At 49.1% G+C, this 14,802-nt stretch carries 14 protein-coding genes; 4 read left to right on the top strand and 10 right to left on the bottom strand.

The window, feature by feature from the left end:
- The first annotated feature begins 10 nt into the window (after window positions 1-10).
- Window positions 11-2,119: an adenylate/guanylate cyclase domain-containing protein gene (locus OOT00_RS04830; protein ID WP_265424180.1), complete on the top strand. Its 2,109-nt coding sequence runs from the start codon at window positions 11-13 to the stop codon at window positions 2,117-2,119.
- A gap of 18 nt (window positions 2,120-2,137) precedes the next feature.
- Here the strand turns inward: OOT00_RS04830 and OOT00_RS04825 are convergent, their stop codons facing one another.
- A complete protein-coding gene (locus OOT00_RS04825) occupies window positions 2,138-2,719 on the bottom strand; it encodes a lysophospholipid acyltransferase family protein (RefSeq protein WP_265424179.1) in 582 nt (193 codons plus the stop codon).
- A gap of 453 nt (window positions 2,720-3,172) precedes the next feature.
- Between OOT00_RS04825 and OOT00_RS04820 the strand changes: the two genes are divergently transcribed.
- The 3 genes from OOT00_RS04820 (at window position 3,173) to OOT00_RS04810 (ending at window position 5,856) form a co-directional block, all read left to right on the top strand.
- A complete protein-coding gene (locus tag OOT00_RS04820; protein ID WP_265424178.1) occupies window positions 3,173-4,369 on the top strand; it encodes a murein transglycosylase domain-containing protein in 1,197 nt (398 codons plus the stop codon).
- Between the two features lie 301 nt (window positions 4,370-4,670).
- Window positions 4,671-5,255 (top strand): LPP20 family lipoprotein, encoded by a 585-nt coding sequence (locus tag OOT00_RS04815; protein ID WP_265424177.1) that lies wholly within the window; start codon window positions 4,671-4,673, stop codon window positions 5,253-5,255.
- Window positions 5,256-5,442: 187 nt separating this feature from the next.
- Window positions 5,443-5,856 (top strand): hypothetical protein, encoded by a 414-nt coding sequence (locus OOT00_RS04810; protein ID WP_265424176.1) that lies wholly within the window; start codon window positions 5,443-5,445, stop codon window positions 5,854-5,856.
- A 494-nt stretch (window positions 5,857-6,350) separates the two neighbouring features.
- Here the strand turns inward: OOT00_RS04810 and OOT00_RS04805 are convergent, their stop codons facing one another.
- From OOT00_RS04805 to OOT00_RS04765, 9 genes are all read right to left on the bottom strand, one after another.
- Window positions 6,351-7,787 (bottom strand): NADH-quinone oxidoreductase subunit N, encoded by a 1,437-nt coding sequence (locus OOT00_RS04805; RefSeq protein WP_265424175.1) that lies wholly within the window; start codon window positions 7,785-7,787, stop codon window positions 6,351-6,353.
- A gap of 99 nt (window positions 7,788-7,886) precedes the next feature.
- Window positions 7,887-9,464, bottom strand: coding sequence for a complex I subunit 4 family protein (locus OOT00_RS04800; RefSeq protein WP_265424174.1), 1,578 nt, complete (start codon window positions 9,462-9,464; stop codon window positions 7,887-7,889).
- 31 nt (window positions 9,465-9,495) lie between these two features.
- Window positions 9,496-11,301, bottom strand: coding sequence for a Na(+)/H(+) antiporter subunit D (locus tag OOT00_RS04795; protein WP_265424173.1), 1,806 nt, complete (start codon window positions 11,299-11,301; stop codon window positions 9,496-9,498).
- The gene (locus OOT00_RS04790; RefSeq protein ID WP_265424172.1) at window positions 11,291-11,527 is read right to left on the bottom strand and encodes a hypothetical protein; all 237 of its coding nucleotides are present in this window, start codon (window positions 11,525-11,527) and stop codon (window positions 11,291-11,293) included. The genes OOT00_RS04795 and OOT00_RS04790 overlap by 11 nt, the downstream gene beginning before the upstream one ends.
- 19 nt (window positions 11,528-11,546) lie before the next feature.
- The gene (locus OOT00_RS04785) at window positions 11,547-13,034 is read right to left on the bottom strand and encodes a monovalent cation/H+ antiporter subunit D family protein (RefSeq protein ID WP_265424171.1); all 1,488 of its coding nucleotides are present in this window, start codon (window positions 13,032-13,034) and stop codon (window positions 11,547-11,549) included.
- A gap of 27 nt (window positions 13,035-13,061) precedes the next feature.
- Window positions 13,062-13,382 (bottom strand): NADH-quinone oxidoreductase subunit NuoK, encoded by a 321-nt coding sequence (gene nuoK, locus OOT00_RS04780; protein WP_265424170.1) that lies wholly within the window; start codon window positions 13,380-13,382, stop codon window positions 13,062-13,064.
- Window positions 13,383-13,385: 3 nt separating this feature from the next.
- Window positions 13,386-13,901: an NADH-quinone oxidoreductase subunit J family protein gene (locus OOT00_RS04775; RefSeq protein ID WP_265424169.1), complete on the bottom strand. Its 516-nt coding sequence runs from the start codon at window positions 13,899-13,901 to the stop codon at window positions 13,386-13,388.
- Window positions 13,898-14,347 carry a NuoI/complex I 23 kDa subunit family protein gene (locus tag OOT00_RS04770; RefSeq protein ID WP_265424168.1) on the bottom strand — a complete coding sequence of 150 codons (450 nt, stop codon included), beginning with the start codon at window positions 14,345-14,347 and terminating at the stop codon, window positions 13,898-13,900. Before OOT00_RS04770 ends, OOT00_RS04775 begins: the two co-directional genes overlap by 4 nt.
- Window positions 14,344-14,802 (bottom strand): complex I subunit 1/NuoH family protein (locus tag OOT00_RS04765; RefSeq protein ID WP_265424167.1); only part of this gene is annotated, 459 nt, incomplete at its 5' end. The genes OOT00_RS04765 and OOT00_RS04770, both read right to left, overlap by 4 nt.

Here is a 14,802-nt window from a genome sequence, read left to right as displayed (position 1 = left end):
GGAGAATTCCATGAGAAAAGGCCCGGCCCGCAACCTGCTTGCCTACCGCTGCCTGCTGGCAACATCGCTGGCCACAGGTCTTGCCAGCCTTTTATTTTTCACAGGTCTTGGCAATGGAATTGAATGGAAAAGCTTTGATCTGCGTGCCCGGATCATGGCGGGGCCAGCTCCCTCTACATCAGGCATCATTCTCATACTGGTGGACCAGAACAGCCTGGACTGGGCCAGGGAAAACAGCCAGCTTCCATGGCCATGGCCCAGAGAGATATGGGCTCACATCCTTGATTTCTGCCATTCCAGAGGAGTCAGAGCCGTAGGAATGGATATTCTTTTCACGGAGCCCTCCTTTTACGGAGAATACGATGACGCGGCCCTGGCCCTGGCAGCCCAGCGTTTCGGACCCGTGGCCGGTGCCATGTTTCTGGGGCATACCACGGGAACGACCACATCCTATCCCCCGGATCTACCCCAGCCGCCCTTACTGCAGGGAAAGGAACCCCCTGCCAGGACCAGAGCCAGTATGGCCCACGGTAATCTTGCTGCCAGCTGGCGCATACCCGGTAATGTGGGCCTCAACCCCGATGCCGATGGCGTTTACCGAAACATGCGGGCCTTCACCTCTTTTGATGGCAGGGCTTTTCCCAGCCTGGGTCTGGCCACATGGCTGGCAGCTCACCCGGAAGTCTCCATAGTCTACGGTGAAAAAAGAATTATAATTGACCAGAGGACCATTCCTCTGAACCACAACCATGAAACAAGACTCCGGTTCAGGGGCCCATCCCGAACACATACCGCCATACCGGCAGGGGCCATTCTCCGTTCCGCCATCCTTGAAATGCAAGGGCATGATGCGGATCTGCCTGAAGCTGATCGGCTCAAAGATGCTTATGTTCTGATAGGTTATTCGGCTCCTGGACTCCACGATCTGGCTCCTGTACCCCTAGACGGTGCCTATCCCGGAGTAGAGGTACATGCCACATTTCTGGACAACTTCCTGTCCAATGATTTTCTTGACGATATGAAAACACTTCCCTTTTTGAGCCTGGTGATCATCCTCTCCGCCGCTGCCTCCCTGTTGGTGCTGGCCGTGCCTGCCACAGCCATGGCTGCAACCGCCCTCACGCTATCATTTGCCCTACCCGTAGTGATCAGTCTGGCCCTTTACGCAGTTGGCAGCATTCTTCCCCTGACCCCCCTTATGGCTGGAATGCTCATGGCCGTAACAGCGTCCATTTTCATCAACTACACCACGGAAGGACAGCAAAAGCGCTTCATCAAAAATGCCTTTTCCCAATATCTAAGTCCTGCAGTGATTGACGAACTTCTGCTCAACCCGGGTAAACTCCGGCTCGGCGGAGAAAAAAAGGAAATATCTATTTTTTTCTCCGATCTGGAAGGCTTTACAACCCTGTCCGAAGGCATGGACCCGGAAAGCCTCACCTCATTTCTCAACCACTATCTCTCCGCCATGACAGACATTATTCTGGAAAGCGGAGGAACGGTGGACAAATACGAAGGAGACGCCATCATTGCCTTCTGGAATGCTCCTCTGGCCATTCATGACCACGCCGAAAGAGCCGTGCGAGCCGCCCTCTGCTGCCAGGACTGCCTTGAGGCAATGGCTACAGACCTCCGGCAATGGACAGAGCGCCCTGTTCGCATGCGTATCGGCATCAATACAGGGCCAGCTGTTGTGGGCAACCTGGGTTCCAGCAAACGATTTGACTACACCATGCTGGGAGATTCCGTCAATCTTGCTGCCCGCCTGGAAGGAGTGAATAAGGTTTTTGGCACCCGCATCCTCATCGCCGAAAGCACGGCTGCCCATCTTTCCTCCCATATCCGTCTTAGGGAAATAGCCAGAGTGCAGGTTGTGGGCAAAGAAAGGTCCATCCGGATTTTTGAACCGGCATGGGCCGAACTGCCTTCCGGTGATTTTGCCACATTCGGAAGAGGACTGGATGCGTTTTATACAGGAAACCTTACGGAAGCCATAAATTTTTTCGGGCTGATAGCCAGTACAGATCCTCCGGCCAGGGCATACATGGAAAAAATCAAACAGATCTCTGCCGATCCAGCGACCCCCTGGTCAGGCCTCTGGATTCTGGACCAGAAATAACAGCCATAACAAATCAAGTCAGACCGCTGTCAGCAGAGAGGGCTCTTCCGTATCCTCCGTGTGCGCCGTGACATGGGCACCAATCTTCTTGCGGAAAAATGCAGCGGTTTCCTCCTCGCTCATATGCTGAAAGTTTTCGTAGGGCACAGGGGGCATAATCTGAATATTCATGGGTTTGGTACTTTTCAGCTCGAGGCTGTATTTAGGAAGAACTTCCCGAGTACCATCAATGGCAATGGGCAAAATGGGCAGCTGCAGCTCATGGGCCAGCTGGAAGGCTCCCAGCTTGAAGGGACGCAGAATACCGGTCTCACTGCGTGTGCCTTCTGGAAAAATAAAAACAGAATTTCCTTTTTTAAGGGTTTTTCGACATTTTTCAAGCATCTCACGGATACTCTCCTTATCCCCCCTTTTTAAAGGAATATATTCATTCAGGTGCATGTTCCACCCGATGAAAGGGAGCCGGAAAACCTCTATCTTGGATACCCACTTAAAATGAAAAAATGTGCGGAATGCCGCAAGGATGTCCAACTGGGACTGATGATTGGACACAACCACGTAGGTTGCTTTTTTATCTATATGCTCTTTACCTGTTACCACAAATTTCCATGTGGGCATGGTCCAGTAATGGCAAGTTGACCAGAAACAGGTATACAGATGCAAAAAACGCAGACGGGGATCAAAAGGCCTGGTCAAAAAGCGTATGACAAGTGCCCCTGCGAAAAAAAAAGGCCCCGCAAGCATTACCGACAAGACAAAAAAAAACGAAACCAAACGATTCCAAAACATTTCTTCTCCTTTCTCTGGGCTGAAAGGCCAGATCAGTATCATTTATTTATACACTTTTTTCTTACATGAAAATTTATATGGATTTTACAGGCTCCGGAATGGTACAAAAAAACCATGTAATTCCATATTGTTCATTTGGCAGGGCCATTCTACCCTCATACACAGGTATCATGCCCACTCTTTTATTCTTATAATGCCTGTAGTACATTACAGGATAAAAAAAAAGCCCTTCCTCCACAGATCCATAAACCAAGGAGTTCTGTCATGCGTACTGCAACCTTCCGCATTCTTACTCTGGTTCTTGCCCCTTTTCTGATTTTTCCATCTGCCGGGCTTGCCCAGTCCTTTGAAGAGTACATGAAACAACAGCAAACCGCTTTCGTTTCCTACCAGGAACAGATAAGAAAGGAATTCCAAGAGTACCAGAAAATTATTCAGGAAGAATTCGAAAATTACAGAAATGAAATTAAAAAACACTGGGGAGACGAAATTCTGAGCAGTCCGACCCAGTGGGTCGAGTACAGCAGGGACATGAAAAATCGTACCCTTGTGGATTTTGAAAATAACACCATCACCATTGAAATTCAAAGCGCTGCTCAGGATGTACATAAGGAACTGGAAGACCGGCTCAAAAGTCTGGTCACGGCCACAACAGCTAAAGCCTTTGAAAATGATACCCTTTCCCAGAATATTGAACAGCGGGTTGTAGAGGCCTCAAAAAACGTCGTCACAGCTACCGTAAAACCGGAACCCATCCTTACCCAGACCCTCACGGGCACCACCACTCCTTCAAACCGTGAAGTGGCCAAGGCTGTCAGTGAGCTGGCCCAGAAAAGCACACAGACCCAACGGGATGCTCCGGAAGCAGGAAACAGAATCCACAGCTTTACCATCCCCTTGCCTGAAGTAAAGCTCAGTGAGAAATCAGGAACATATGAAAAAGAAATAGTTCAGTATGCAAGAGAACGTCAGATTGATCCGGCCCTCATGGTAGCCATTATGCACAGCGAAAGCTCCTTTAACCCCATGGCAAAATCCCACGTTCCCGCTTACGGACTCATGCAGATTGTACCCCAGTCCGCTGGCAAAGATGCTTCCCAGCTGGTATACGGCCAGCAGAAACTGCTCTCTCCCTCCTACCTTTACAATGCGGACAACAACATCAAAATGGGTGCCGCCTACCTTTACATTCTCTATTACCGTTATCTTTCGTCCATACAGAATCCTGAAAGCAGGGTATACTGCAGTATAGCCGCGTACAACACCGGCGCAGGCAATGTGGCGCGGGCTTTTACAGGCAATACCAACATACGCCGTGCGGCCGAGGTGATCAACACCATGACACCGGCACAGGTCTATGCAAAACTGGTTGCAGATCTTCCCTATGAGGAAACCCGTAATTACATGAAAAAGGTAACACCTCGCTATAAAGGATATCAGACCCACTTTACCGTACGCTGAAACAGCCCAAATAACAGCCCTATCAGCTGGATCAGGTTTTTTGCGCCGCGGCACTCTTCTCTTTCTTCTTTGAAAAGGATCAAGTAAAAACTTTCCAAAAAAAAAGATATGGTATATGAATATGTCATCCGGAAATATATGTATGATACAAAAGCAGGAGGCCAGTGGTTTTTTAACCTAAAACCAGACAGCGGACTCATATTCTATCCGGCCCTGGCGGTCCGCAGAAGATTTTTTCTTCCCGGATCCTTAAAAATAACGATATGTTACCACAATAAAACCGTTAAAACTGGAGGATTGTATGAAAAAACAACTCGTAAAACTGATTATGCTGGCTGCGATTGCAGCACTCATGGCTGCCTGTGCTCCTAAAGAAACACCTGTGGCCGATACGGGTATGCCCGATGAGTACAAAGATGCTCCCAGCTGGGTTTTTAATCCTGAACTGGAAGGTGGTGTGGCCGCCGTTGGTACAGCCAGAATCGGTAAGGCCGGTTTTGCCTTTGCCCGAAATGAAGCCCTGGCCGACGGAAGGGATCAGCTTGCACGCCAGATGAGTGTCAAAGTACAGAACATGGTAAAAAATTTCACACAGGCTACGGGAATGGGTGACGATGAAACCGTTGACCGCGTATCTTCACAGGTCTCCCGTCAGGTTGCCAATGAAACCCTTGCCGGATCCAAAATGCGGTCCATGTGGCGTGCTCCCAACGGCGAACTTTTTGTATGGATGGTTGTGGATCCCGAATCCGTCCGCTCCGCTGCAAGAGACGCTGTGACGACATCCTATAAGAATGATCAGGCTCTGTGGCAGCAGTTCCAGGCAAAAAAAGCCCATGACGAGCTCGATGCAATGATTGCAAAAGAATTTACGGACTTTAACTAGGCGTTATAACTCAGTGCAGACCACTCTTTGCGGTCTGCACTGAACTCTGCAGGCTTACGCGGGGAAGTTGAAAATCTCCCTCCGCATTTCACACAGCAGGCACCAATATGCTACTGCTGTCATCACTCCTATCCATGGCCAGAAACATGCATCTTTGCGCAGCATGTCGGCGAAAGGACTGAATTCCATGATGCAAAAAACGATCCCACTCCTTTTAATGACTATTCTGTCCATGGGCTGCACCCACCACAGTACACCTGCTGGTCCCAAGGGAAATGATGCAAGGCCTGCTTTCATCTATAATCCTTCCGTAAATGGTCAGATTGGCGGAGTGGGGATCGCCCGGCCGCACCTGCATGGCCCCAATGCCCAAAGGAATCTGGCCATATCCAGAGCCATTGACGAGATAGCACGGCAAAAAGGTACCCAGGTACAATCATGGCATGCGGTACAGACAACGGGGACCCGCGACAGTGCCACAACTCACATGGATTCCGTTAGCATTCAGACAACTTCAGGAGAAACCATCCATGCAGTCATACGCCAGATGTGGCATGACCCGGCAAACTCCGAGCTCTATATTTGGATGCTGACTCATTGATTGATTGCCCTCCCCCTACTACTGACTGACAAAGAACTGTGTATCTGGCTTCCCCTTAAAAGGAACACCTGATTATACGTGTTTTTTGACCCATAAAAAATGCCCACCCATCCCCCTCGTAAAACCAAAATAAACACCTGAATTCAAAGCTTTATCCCATAACAATAACAAAACGCACCGCTCTTTTTAATGGAAAGAATGTGAGTGCCGGGTTAGCACCTTTCAGTCTGCTCCGTACGACAAATCTTTATGGCATCCTATCAGGGCATAGCCGACATCATTCGTGCTTTTTTGACTTTTGCATTAATGCTCACCTGAAAAAGGCCAGCATACTCCTGCACCCTCCCGCCGTAAATCAGAAAAACTCTCCGATATCAGTATCTGACAGCAGTTCTGGACCTTCTCGAATCCATAAAAAGAGGAGATAAAAGCCTTGTTTCGGTGGCTTTTATCTCCTCTTGCCTGTTTCTTCATCACCCCAATGAAAGGGTTTTTTATAAAAGTACGCCAACGGCCTCCCTGGCCATGGCTACGATGGGCTCCGGAAACAATCCTGATGCAAGAATCACCGCTGTGATAAAAATACCCAAAGCCGTCATGGGAACACCCAGAGCAAAACGGGGATGTACAGCTCCTGAAGAAAGCTCTTCTTCGGGAAGGGCATAAGCCGCTCTTACCAGTTTCAGATAGTAAAATGCAGAAATAGCAGCATTGATTACTGCAAGAATCACAAGGGCATAATATCCTTGACCAATGGCAGCGGTAAAAACAAGAAATTTCGTAGGAAAGCCCACTGCTGGAGGAATCCCGGCCATGCCACACGCCGCAACGGCAAGGGTAAAGGCAAGAACAGGTGATTTTCGGTGCAGTCCTTTCAATCCGTCGAAACTCAGGTTTTCACCCGCTGGTGCAACCTGACAAATAACATAAAAGCACCCCAGCGTCATGACCAGGTAACCGAAAATATAGTACACAGCCGAGCCAAAACCTTCAGGGCCCGCAGAAAGAATACCCACCATTACATAGCCCGCATGGGCAATGGATGAAAAGGCTAAAAGCCGCTTGATATCACTCTGAACAAGAGCAGCGAGATTCCCGTATGTCATTGAAAATACAGCAAAAACAGAAAGAACCCAAACAAGATGACCCGAATCTGCGCCACTTGATGCCATAAAACGAATCAGTAGTGCAACAGCACCAATTTTAGGCAATGTGGCCACAAATGCTGTTGTTTCATTGGCTGCCCCCTCATACACATCCGGGGTCCAGAAATGCATGGGAAAAAGAGCCAGTTTATAGAAAAAGCCAGACAAAATCATGAGAAGGCCGATGAGAGCCAGAGGTTCAGAAGCTACAAGGTCCGGAAGAAGTGGCCCCAGTTCTGAAAGATAGGTCGTTCCCGTAAGCCCCACCACATAACTCATGCCGAAAACGGTAACACCCGTTGCCAGTGCGCCAAACAATACATACTTTATACCTGCTTCGTACTGGGTCCGATGCGCGCCTTTGCGCATGGGGATGGCCACGTAAAGGGCAAAAGAAGAAATCTCAAGGCAAAGAAGAATGGTCAAAAGCTCCACTCCACTGACAAGAAAGGTAAGCCCCATGGTGGAAATGGACAGAAACATGGCGTATTCAGCACTGATTTCATTACGAACTCCTGGGAAGCCCGATGCCAGTGCCAAAACACCCAAAAAACCAAAGGCTATCAGCAACTTGAAAGTCTGAGAGAAAAGATCCACACGGTAAGCATCAAAGAACAGCATGCCTTCCGATGAGAGCGCAGCAAAGGCAGTCAGCACCAGGATACCCGCACCGCCCAGAGCGACCCTTCCAACCAGAACAGAATCTGCCTTGAACAGGGAAAGTCCGAAAAAAATCAGGGTCATCCCGATGAGGACCAGTTCGGGGAGAAATTCCATCATAGACATGGCGTATCGATCCTAAACCTTGAGGTTGGCAAAGTAATCATCAAGCAAAAAAGTGCTCTTCCTTCATTCAAGCCGGGCAGAAACATACACTCCCTGTCATCAATGCCCGGCCAGAGCCTGGACACTCCCCTGCCCTGCGGCCACCTGATCCAGCAGATGGGTAACACTCGCATCCATTACCGAAAGAACAGGTTGCGGGTTCAGACCAATCCAAAAAACAAATACCACAAGAAAAGTAAGACAAGCGGTTTCACGAAGATCCAGATCCCAAAGCTTTCTCCCGTGAGCATGGTCATTGTCATTTCCTTGACCACCGCCATGGGCTGCCTCACCGTGATGATGCACATGACCATCACTGGAATCCCAAACCATTTTTTGCAAAAGCCTCAGCATATAGGCCGCAGCAAGGATAGCACCCGGTATGGCAATGGCACCCACCAGAGGCTGACTCCGGAAAGCTCCCATAAGAATCAGAAATTCACCGATAAAACTGTTCGTTCCCGGAAAGGCAAGGGATGAAAGGGAAAAAATCCCCAAGAATGTAACGTAAACAGGCATAAACATTCCCAAAGCCGCATTATCCTGAATCTCTCTGGAATGGGTTCTTTCATAAATAATACCGATACAAAGAAACAGGGCGCCCGTAGTGATGCCGTGGTTGATCATCTGCAGCATGGCACCCTTGACCCCTTCATCATTCAGGAGGAAAATGCCCAAAGTTACAAAACCCATATGACCAACAGACGAATAGGCAATAAGTTTTTTAATGTCGCTCTGTCCCAGTGCAAGATAACCGCCATAAAGGATTCCCACAAGCGAGAGAACGATGAGAAATGGAGCAAAAAACTCCGTTGCCTGTGGTGCCATGGGTAAGCAAAACCGGAGAAAGCCGTATCCGCCCATTTTCAGCAGAATGGAAGCCAGTATAACCGATCCGGCAGTAGGGGCTTCCACATGGGCAGCTGGAAGCCAGGTGTGGAAAGGAAACATGGGGATTTTCACGGCAAAAGCCAGAGCACATCCGGCAAATATCCATGCCTGCCAGCCAAAACTGAATTCCGCTGCCATGAGATCTGGAATAAAAAATGTGCCGGTTTTAACCCGTAAGGCTACAATTGCCACAAGGAAGAAAATGGAGCCAACAAATGTATACAGGAAAAACTTAATGGCTGCATAATCCTTGCGCGGACCACCCCATACGGCAATAAGGAGATACATGGGGATGAGCATGGCTTCCCAGAAAATATAAAACAGCACCGTGTTCATACTGACAAAAACACCTATCATCGCCGTTTCCATTACCAGTATGGCAAAAATAAACTCCGCAAGCCTGTGCTCAATAGACTTCCAGGAGCACAGAATACAAAGTGGCATGATAAAGGTTGTCAGCAGAACCAGGAGTACGGAAATACCGTCAACTCCCAGCTGATAGGAAAGCCCTATACTCGGAAACCACTCCATCATTTCCACAAACTGATAGGCAGGAGTGCTCCGGTCAAAGGCAGTCCAGAGCGGCAGACTCAAGGCTGCTGTCATGAGGGTAACCAGCAATCCCCATAATTTCAGAACCGTCTGGTTCCGGATGAAAAAACAGCAGGCAGCACCGGCAAGGGGTGTCAGCAGCACCGCCGAAAGAATGGGGTAACCCAGGCTGTTATAAAGCAGAGCATTTGTCATCGTAAATACCGTATCCGGGTCTTCGGTTTCTTTAAAGGAGGATCACAACGATCATGATACCGAACAGTAAAAGGGCCGCAGCACCAATATAATGCTGAATTTTTCCCGTTTGAGCCTGACGGAGTCTGTCTCCCGTATCCACAACGCCCTTCGCTGTGCCATCCACTACATAGTCAATACCTTCTTTGTCAAACCAGGAAAGAGCCCTGGCTGTCAACATGGTCCAGGTTAGCCCTATGCTGCGGTATACTTCACCTACCCAATCATTCACCTTTGAAAGGGGACCGGAGGCAAAGGCCATAAATTTCAGACTCCCTTTTCTATAAAACCAGTCCAGATCCAAATTCATCTTCGGCTCTGGCCCCAGTTTTTTAACCATCAGATAGAAACCGAGACCCGTAAAGCCCAAAAGCTGGAGGGTTTCAGAAAGATGGTAGGCCGTATAGGGTTGGTAATCAACCGCAAAAGGCAGCATACGATAGAGAAATTCCGGATAAACACCCAGAAAAAAGCACATAAAAGCGGCAATCCCCATGGCCCAGAGCATGCACGCCGGTGGATCCTGGGCATGGGGTACCGAAGGCTCCGATTTTCCACCAAACCATATATAATAAGGAAGTTTGATACCAACCGAAAGAAAAGTCCCCACAGCAGCAAGGGTCAGCATAAGGAGAAGTCCGGTTCTGTGGGCTTCACCTGCGGCAGCAATAATCATGGATTTAGACACAAAACCCGATGTCAGCGGAAAACCTGAAATGGCTATTCCGCCAATTACCGTAAAAATCAGGGCAAGGGGCATTTTAGCATAGAGTCCGCCCAGCTCATTCAGTTTGGATCGTCCTGTCATCTCCAAAACAGCACCCGCCCCCATAAAGAGAAGTGCTTTATAAAGAATATGAGCATACGCGTGGGCTACAGCTCCATTCACAGCCATGGCCGTTCCAATGCCGATACCGCAAACCATATAGCCGACCTGACTGACAATATGGTAGGCAAGAATCCTTCGGGCATCATTTTCAATAACGGCATAGGCCACACCATAGAGCGCCATGATAGCACCGAGAATGGCCAAAGCCTCAAAACCGGGGAAGCCCCGGGCCAGCACATACACAGCCGTCTTTGTCGTGAAAGCACACATAAAAACGGCACCAGTAACCGTTGCTTCAGGGTAGGCATCGGGCAACCATGCATGAATAGGCGGTACGGCAGCATTCAGCATGAAGCCGATCATGATGAGATAGTCCCCAAGACCCGCATCCGTGGGCAGAATCTGCACAAAGGTAAGATCTCCACCCGTAGCGCGATATTTCAAAAAGATGCCCGCCAGCAGTATCAACCCGCCCAGCACATGAACAAGAAGGTATCGGAATCCAGCTTCTATGGACTTCTTCTTTTTTCTGTACCAAATCAGAAAGGTGGATGCGACGGCCATCAGCTCCCAGAAAATAAAGAGCGTAAGATAATCTCCCGCAAGGGTAACTCCAAGGGAACCGGCGACATATAGCCAGGCAGCCGTATGCTGCCCCCAGTCTTCCACTTTCAACGCAAAAAGGGATCCTATTACCGCCATGAGTGTAAAAACATGGAGAAAGACATAGGTGAGTTTATCCACCCGTCCAAACACCATGTCAAAACCCATCCAGGATACCTGCCCAAATGTTTCAGGCAGCATGTTTATCTGAAAAAAAGCCACCAGAGGAATAATCACCAAAGCAGCATTTTTCAAATTTATCCGGCAGAGCACCGGCATCAGCAAGGCACCCAGAATAAAGAGCGTTGCCGGATGCATGAGCCATGGGTGCAGCTGGGCCAGAGGAGATAGCATACTACTTGTCATCGTAATAGTCCTCTTGCTTCATAAGCCAGGCATGGGAAATACCTTTGCAGATAACAATCATGCCCAGGCAACCGAAAAGGGCAAACACACTCCAGAATCCAATCAGGGTATCCCCGAAAAAATGGGGGTCATGCCGCTCTGCCATAAAATCATAGGCAACGGCGCCGGCCAGGAAGGCGAAAAAAGCCCATTTGAACCATTCTGCCCGTTCCCGGAGCCAGGTCATCAGTCGTCCCATACCTACCTCACATCAGAAGATGAATAATGGCCAGAAGAAGGTCCGGCTTGATCCCGATAGCCACGGAAATGGCACCTGTGATACAAAGCGGAATCACCATCAGTAGAATAAGTGGCCGGGTCTCAACAAAACCCGCTGTTACGACAGCTCCTTCAGCAGGCTTACCAAAAAAGGCCGTCAGAATAACAGGCACAAAATAGCCAGCATTAAGAAGTGAACTTACCATCAGAACTGTCAACAGAATCAAATTATTAATGTCCATGGTTCCCAGTGCAAGATACCACTTGGAGACAAAGCCGGACACAGGCGGCACACCAATCATGGAAAGGGAGGCAAGAGAAAAAGCCAGCATGGTCAAAGGCATGGCAAAACCCAGACCCGCCATCTCGCGAATATCTTTTTTCTGCGTTGCCACAAAAATGCACCCTGCCGCAAAAAACAGGGTAATCTTTGCAAAGCCATGGTTGGCTATATGGATAAGTCCACCTGTGATGCCATTGGGTGTCAGCAGCGCCACACCTAAAATAATATAGGAGAGCTGGCTAACCGTTGAATAGGCCAGCCTTGCCTTGAGGTTGGTTTTGGTGAGAGCAATAACGGAAGCCATGATAATGGTGAAGCTGACAAAATAGGCCGTTATCAATCCAAGTCCCGTATCCGCCAGAAGATCCACACCAAAAACGGAAAGCATGATGCGGCATATGGAAAAAACACCGATTTTAACTACCACCACCGCATGCAGAAGGGCAGAGACCGGAGTGGGAGCCACCATAGCAGACGGAAGCCAGGAATGAAGGGGCATGATGCCTGCTTTGGCAAACCCGAAGAAGAGCAGGATATAGCTTGTTACCACCATGAACCGGGAAGCATCACCAGGGAAAATACCGGAGGCTATATCGCCCGCTGCAAAATCGAGAGTTCCGCACTGCACATAAATGATGGCCATGGCGGGCAGCAGAAAAGCCTTGGAGGTGAACATCAGGTAAACAATATATTTCTGTGCACCCTCATACCCCTCTTCATCCTGATGGTGCATAACCAGAGGGTAGGTGAAAATGGATACTATTTCATAGAAAAGATAAAGGGTAAACAAACTGCCGGAAAAGGCACCACCCATAGCCGCGCCAACGGAAACGGCATAGCAGACATAAAAACGGGTCTGGGCATGTTCATTCAACCCGCGCATATAGCCGACGCAGTAAATGGACGCCAGAATCCACAGGAACGAGGCTGTTCCAGCAAAAAGAAGGCCCAGTCCATCCACCTGAAATGTAACCGATATTCCTGGCCACAACTCAAAAAGTGTAAAGCTGTAGCTGCCACCGGCCAGAAGGTGAGGTACAAGAAGGGCAACGGAGATAAAAGTAAGAACCGCACCGGTCAAAGACCAGGCCTCTCTCAGGTTTGGCCTGGAGCCCGAAGCCATAACAGCCAGAGCTGTCAGCATGGGCAGAAGCACGGGTAAAAGAATTTTACTGGTAATCATGGTTTCCATACCGGTTTCGCCTCGAATGGCTTCGGGTTAATGACGCAGATCATGAACCGCACTGGGATCATCGGTCTGGTATTTACGATAAACGGCCAGAATAAAGCTGACCACAATTGCCGCTTCGGCCGCGGCAATACCCATTATAAACAGGGTAAAAACCTGACCGATGGCGGGATCCGGCAGCACAAAACGATTAAAGGCCATAAAATTAATAGACGCGCCACAGAGAATCAGTTCCGTTGAAACCAGCATCCCCATGAAAGACCGGTGACGTACCATTCCGTAGATACCCATCACAAAAAGCACTAAGGCAATTATCAGATAGGTTGTCAGATAGCTGCTTGCACTCAGCATCTTTCAGGACTCCCTTCCACCGGTGGCCAGAATAATGGCACCGATAATAGCTGCCAGAAGCACCACAGAAATAAGTTCAAAAGCCAGGCAGTACCGGTACAAAAGGGTTTCTCCCAGCCATGGCAAAGAAAAATCTCCAGTTTTTTCAGCAGCTACAGGGAATGTTGCCCTAAGAACAGGAATCAGCAAAAGAAAAAAACCCGCAAAGGAAGCCGCAACCGCAAGAAAACGATTCCTTCCGGTAAAGTTACTTTCAGCTATTTCCTGTGGCGTGTACCCCACCATCACCCCGAAGACCATGAGGATACAGATAGCTCCTACATAAATAAGAATCTGCATCATGGTCAGAAAAATACTGCCAAGATAGAAATAAAGTCCTGCCACTCCCAGAAGGCAGACCGCCAGCCCTAAAACAGCATGCATTAAAAGGCGGGAACGGACAGCCAGAACAGCTCCCATGAAGGTCAGGATGACAAAGGCAAAAAAAAGTGCCTCTGCAATGAAAACGTAGGTACTCATATCAGAGAGCCTCCCTTCCCAAGGCGCCCGAGAAGGTCCATATGGAACTCCTCACGGGAGAATCCGGCAAGATTATAGTCCTGAGAGTAGGTAATGGCGTCAGTAGGACAGCTCTCCACGCAGATACCACAGAGACTGCAGCGGGTGAAATCCAGCTCAAAACCTGTAAGAACTTTCTTTTTGGCACCTTCGGGCTTCTCACTTAGTACCGTGATACAGTCCGAAGGGCAGGCTCTGGCACACATGCCACAGGTGATGCAGCGCGAACCTCCGGTCTCTTCATCAATAACAAGCTCGATATGGCCCCGATAGTTGGGCGTAATGACAATGGTTTCACGGGGATAGTGAACCGTCACCGTCGGCTTGACCATTTCCTTGAAGGTCACGCCAAGGCCCACCAGCAAACTTTTTGTACCGTGGTAGAGGTCGGAAAAATAGCCGCTCATAGTTTTACGATCACCGCCGTTACAATAAGGTTAAGGAGCGCAAAAGGTATCAGGTACTTCCAGGAAAGGTTCATCAGCTGGTCGAAACGGACCCGCGGATAGGTCCAGCGGATCCAGATCATGATGAACATCAGGATGTAAACCTTGACCAGAAACCATATGGCTCCGGTCCATGCGTCCATGGGCAGGGGCAGGCCGCTCCATCCGCCGAGGAAGACAGCAACGGCGACACTGCTCACGATAAACATATTGGTATATTCACCAAGAAAAAATAACCCGAATCCCATCCCTGAATATTCCGTATGGAAGCCTGCTGTCAGCTCACTTTCCGCCTCAGGCATGTCAAACGGTGCCCTGTTAGTTTCTGCCAGAGCCGCTATCAGATAGATAATAAAGGCAAGAGGCTGAATCAGACAGAACCATAAACCGGAAATCTGGGCATCCACAATGGTCCG

The sequence above is a fragment of the Desulfobotulus pelophilus genome (assembly GCF_026155325.1).
Lineage (GTDB): Bacteria > Desulfobacterota > Desulfobacteria > Desulfobacterales > ASO4-4 > Desulfobotulus > Desulfobotulus pelophilus.
Note: the sequence above shows the minus strand (reverse complement) of the source record. Positions and strands in the feature narration are given on the sequence as shown.

Coding starts and splice junctions, on each gene's coding strand:
- OOT00_RS04830 (WP_265424180.1), top strand. CDS start 11: ATGAGAAAAGGCCCGGCCCGCAACCTGCTTGCCTACCGCTGCCTGCTG.
- OOT00_RS04820 (WP_265424178.1), top strand. CDS start 3,173: ATGCGTACTGCAACCTTCCGCATTCTTACTCTGGTTCTTGCCCCTTTT.
- OOT00_RS04815 (WP_265424177.1), top strand. CDS start 4,671: ATGAAAAAACAACTCGTAAAACTGATTATGCTGGCTGCGATTGCAGCA.
- OOT00_RS04810 (WP_265424176.1), top strand. CDS start 5,443: ATGATGCAAAAAACGATCCCACTCCTTTTAATGACTATTCTGTCCATG.
- OOT00_RS04805 (WP_265424175.1), bottom strand. CDS start 7,787: ATGTCTATGATGGAATTTCTCCCCGAACTGGTCCTCATCGGGATGACC.
- OOT00_RS04800 (WP_265424174.1), bottom strand. CDS start 9,464: ATGACAAATGCTCTGCTTTATAACAGCCTGGGTTACCCCATTCTTTCG.
- OOT00_RS04795 (WP_265424173.1), bottom strand. CDS start 11,301: ATGACAAGTAGTATGCTATCTCCTCTGGCCCAGCTGCACCCATGGCTC.
- OOT00_RS04790 (WP_265424172.1), bottom strand. CDS start 11,527: ATGACCTGGCTCCGGGAACGGGCAGAATGGTTCAAATGGGCTTTTTTC.
- OOT00_RS04785 (WP_265424171.1), bottom strand. CDS start 13,034: ATGGAAACCATGATTACCAGTAAAATTCTTTTACCCGTGCTTCTGCCC.
- nuoK (WP_265424170.1), bottom strand. CDS start 13,382: ATGCTGAGTGCAAGCAGCTATCTGACAACCTATCTGATAATTGCCTTA.
- OOT00_RS04775 (WP_265424169.1), bottom strand. CDS start 13,901: ATGAGTACCTACGTTTTCATTGCAGAGGCACTTTTTTTTGCCTTTGTC.
- OOT00_RS04770 (WP_265424168.1), bottom strand. CDS start 14,347: ATGAGCGGCTATTTTTCCGACCTCTACCACGGTACAAAAAGTTTGCTG.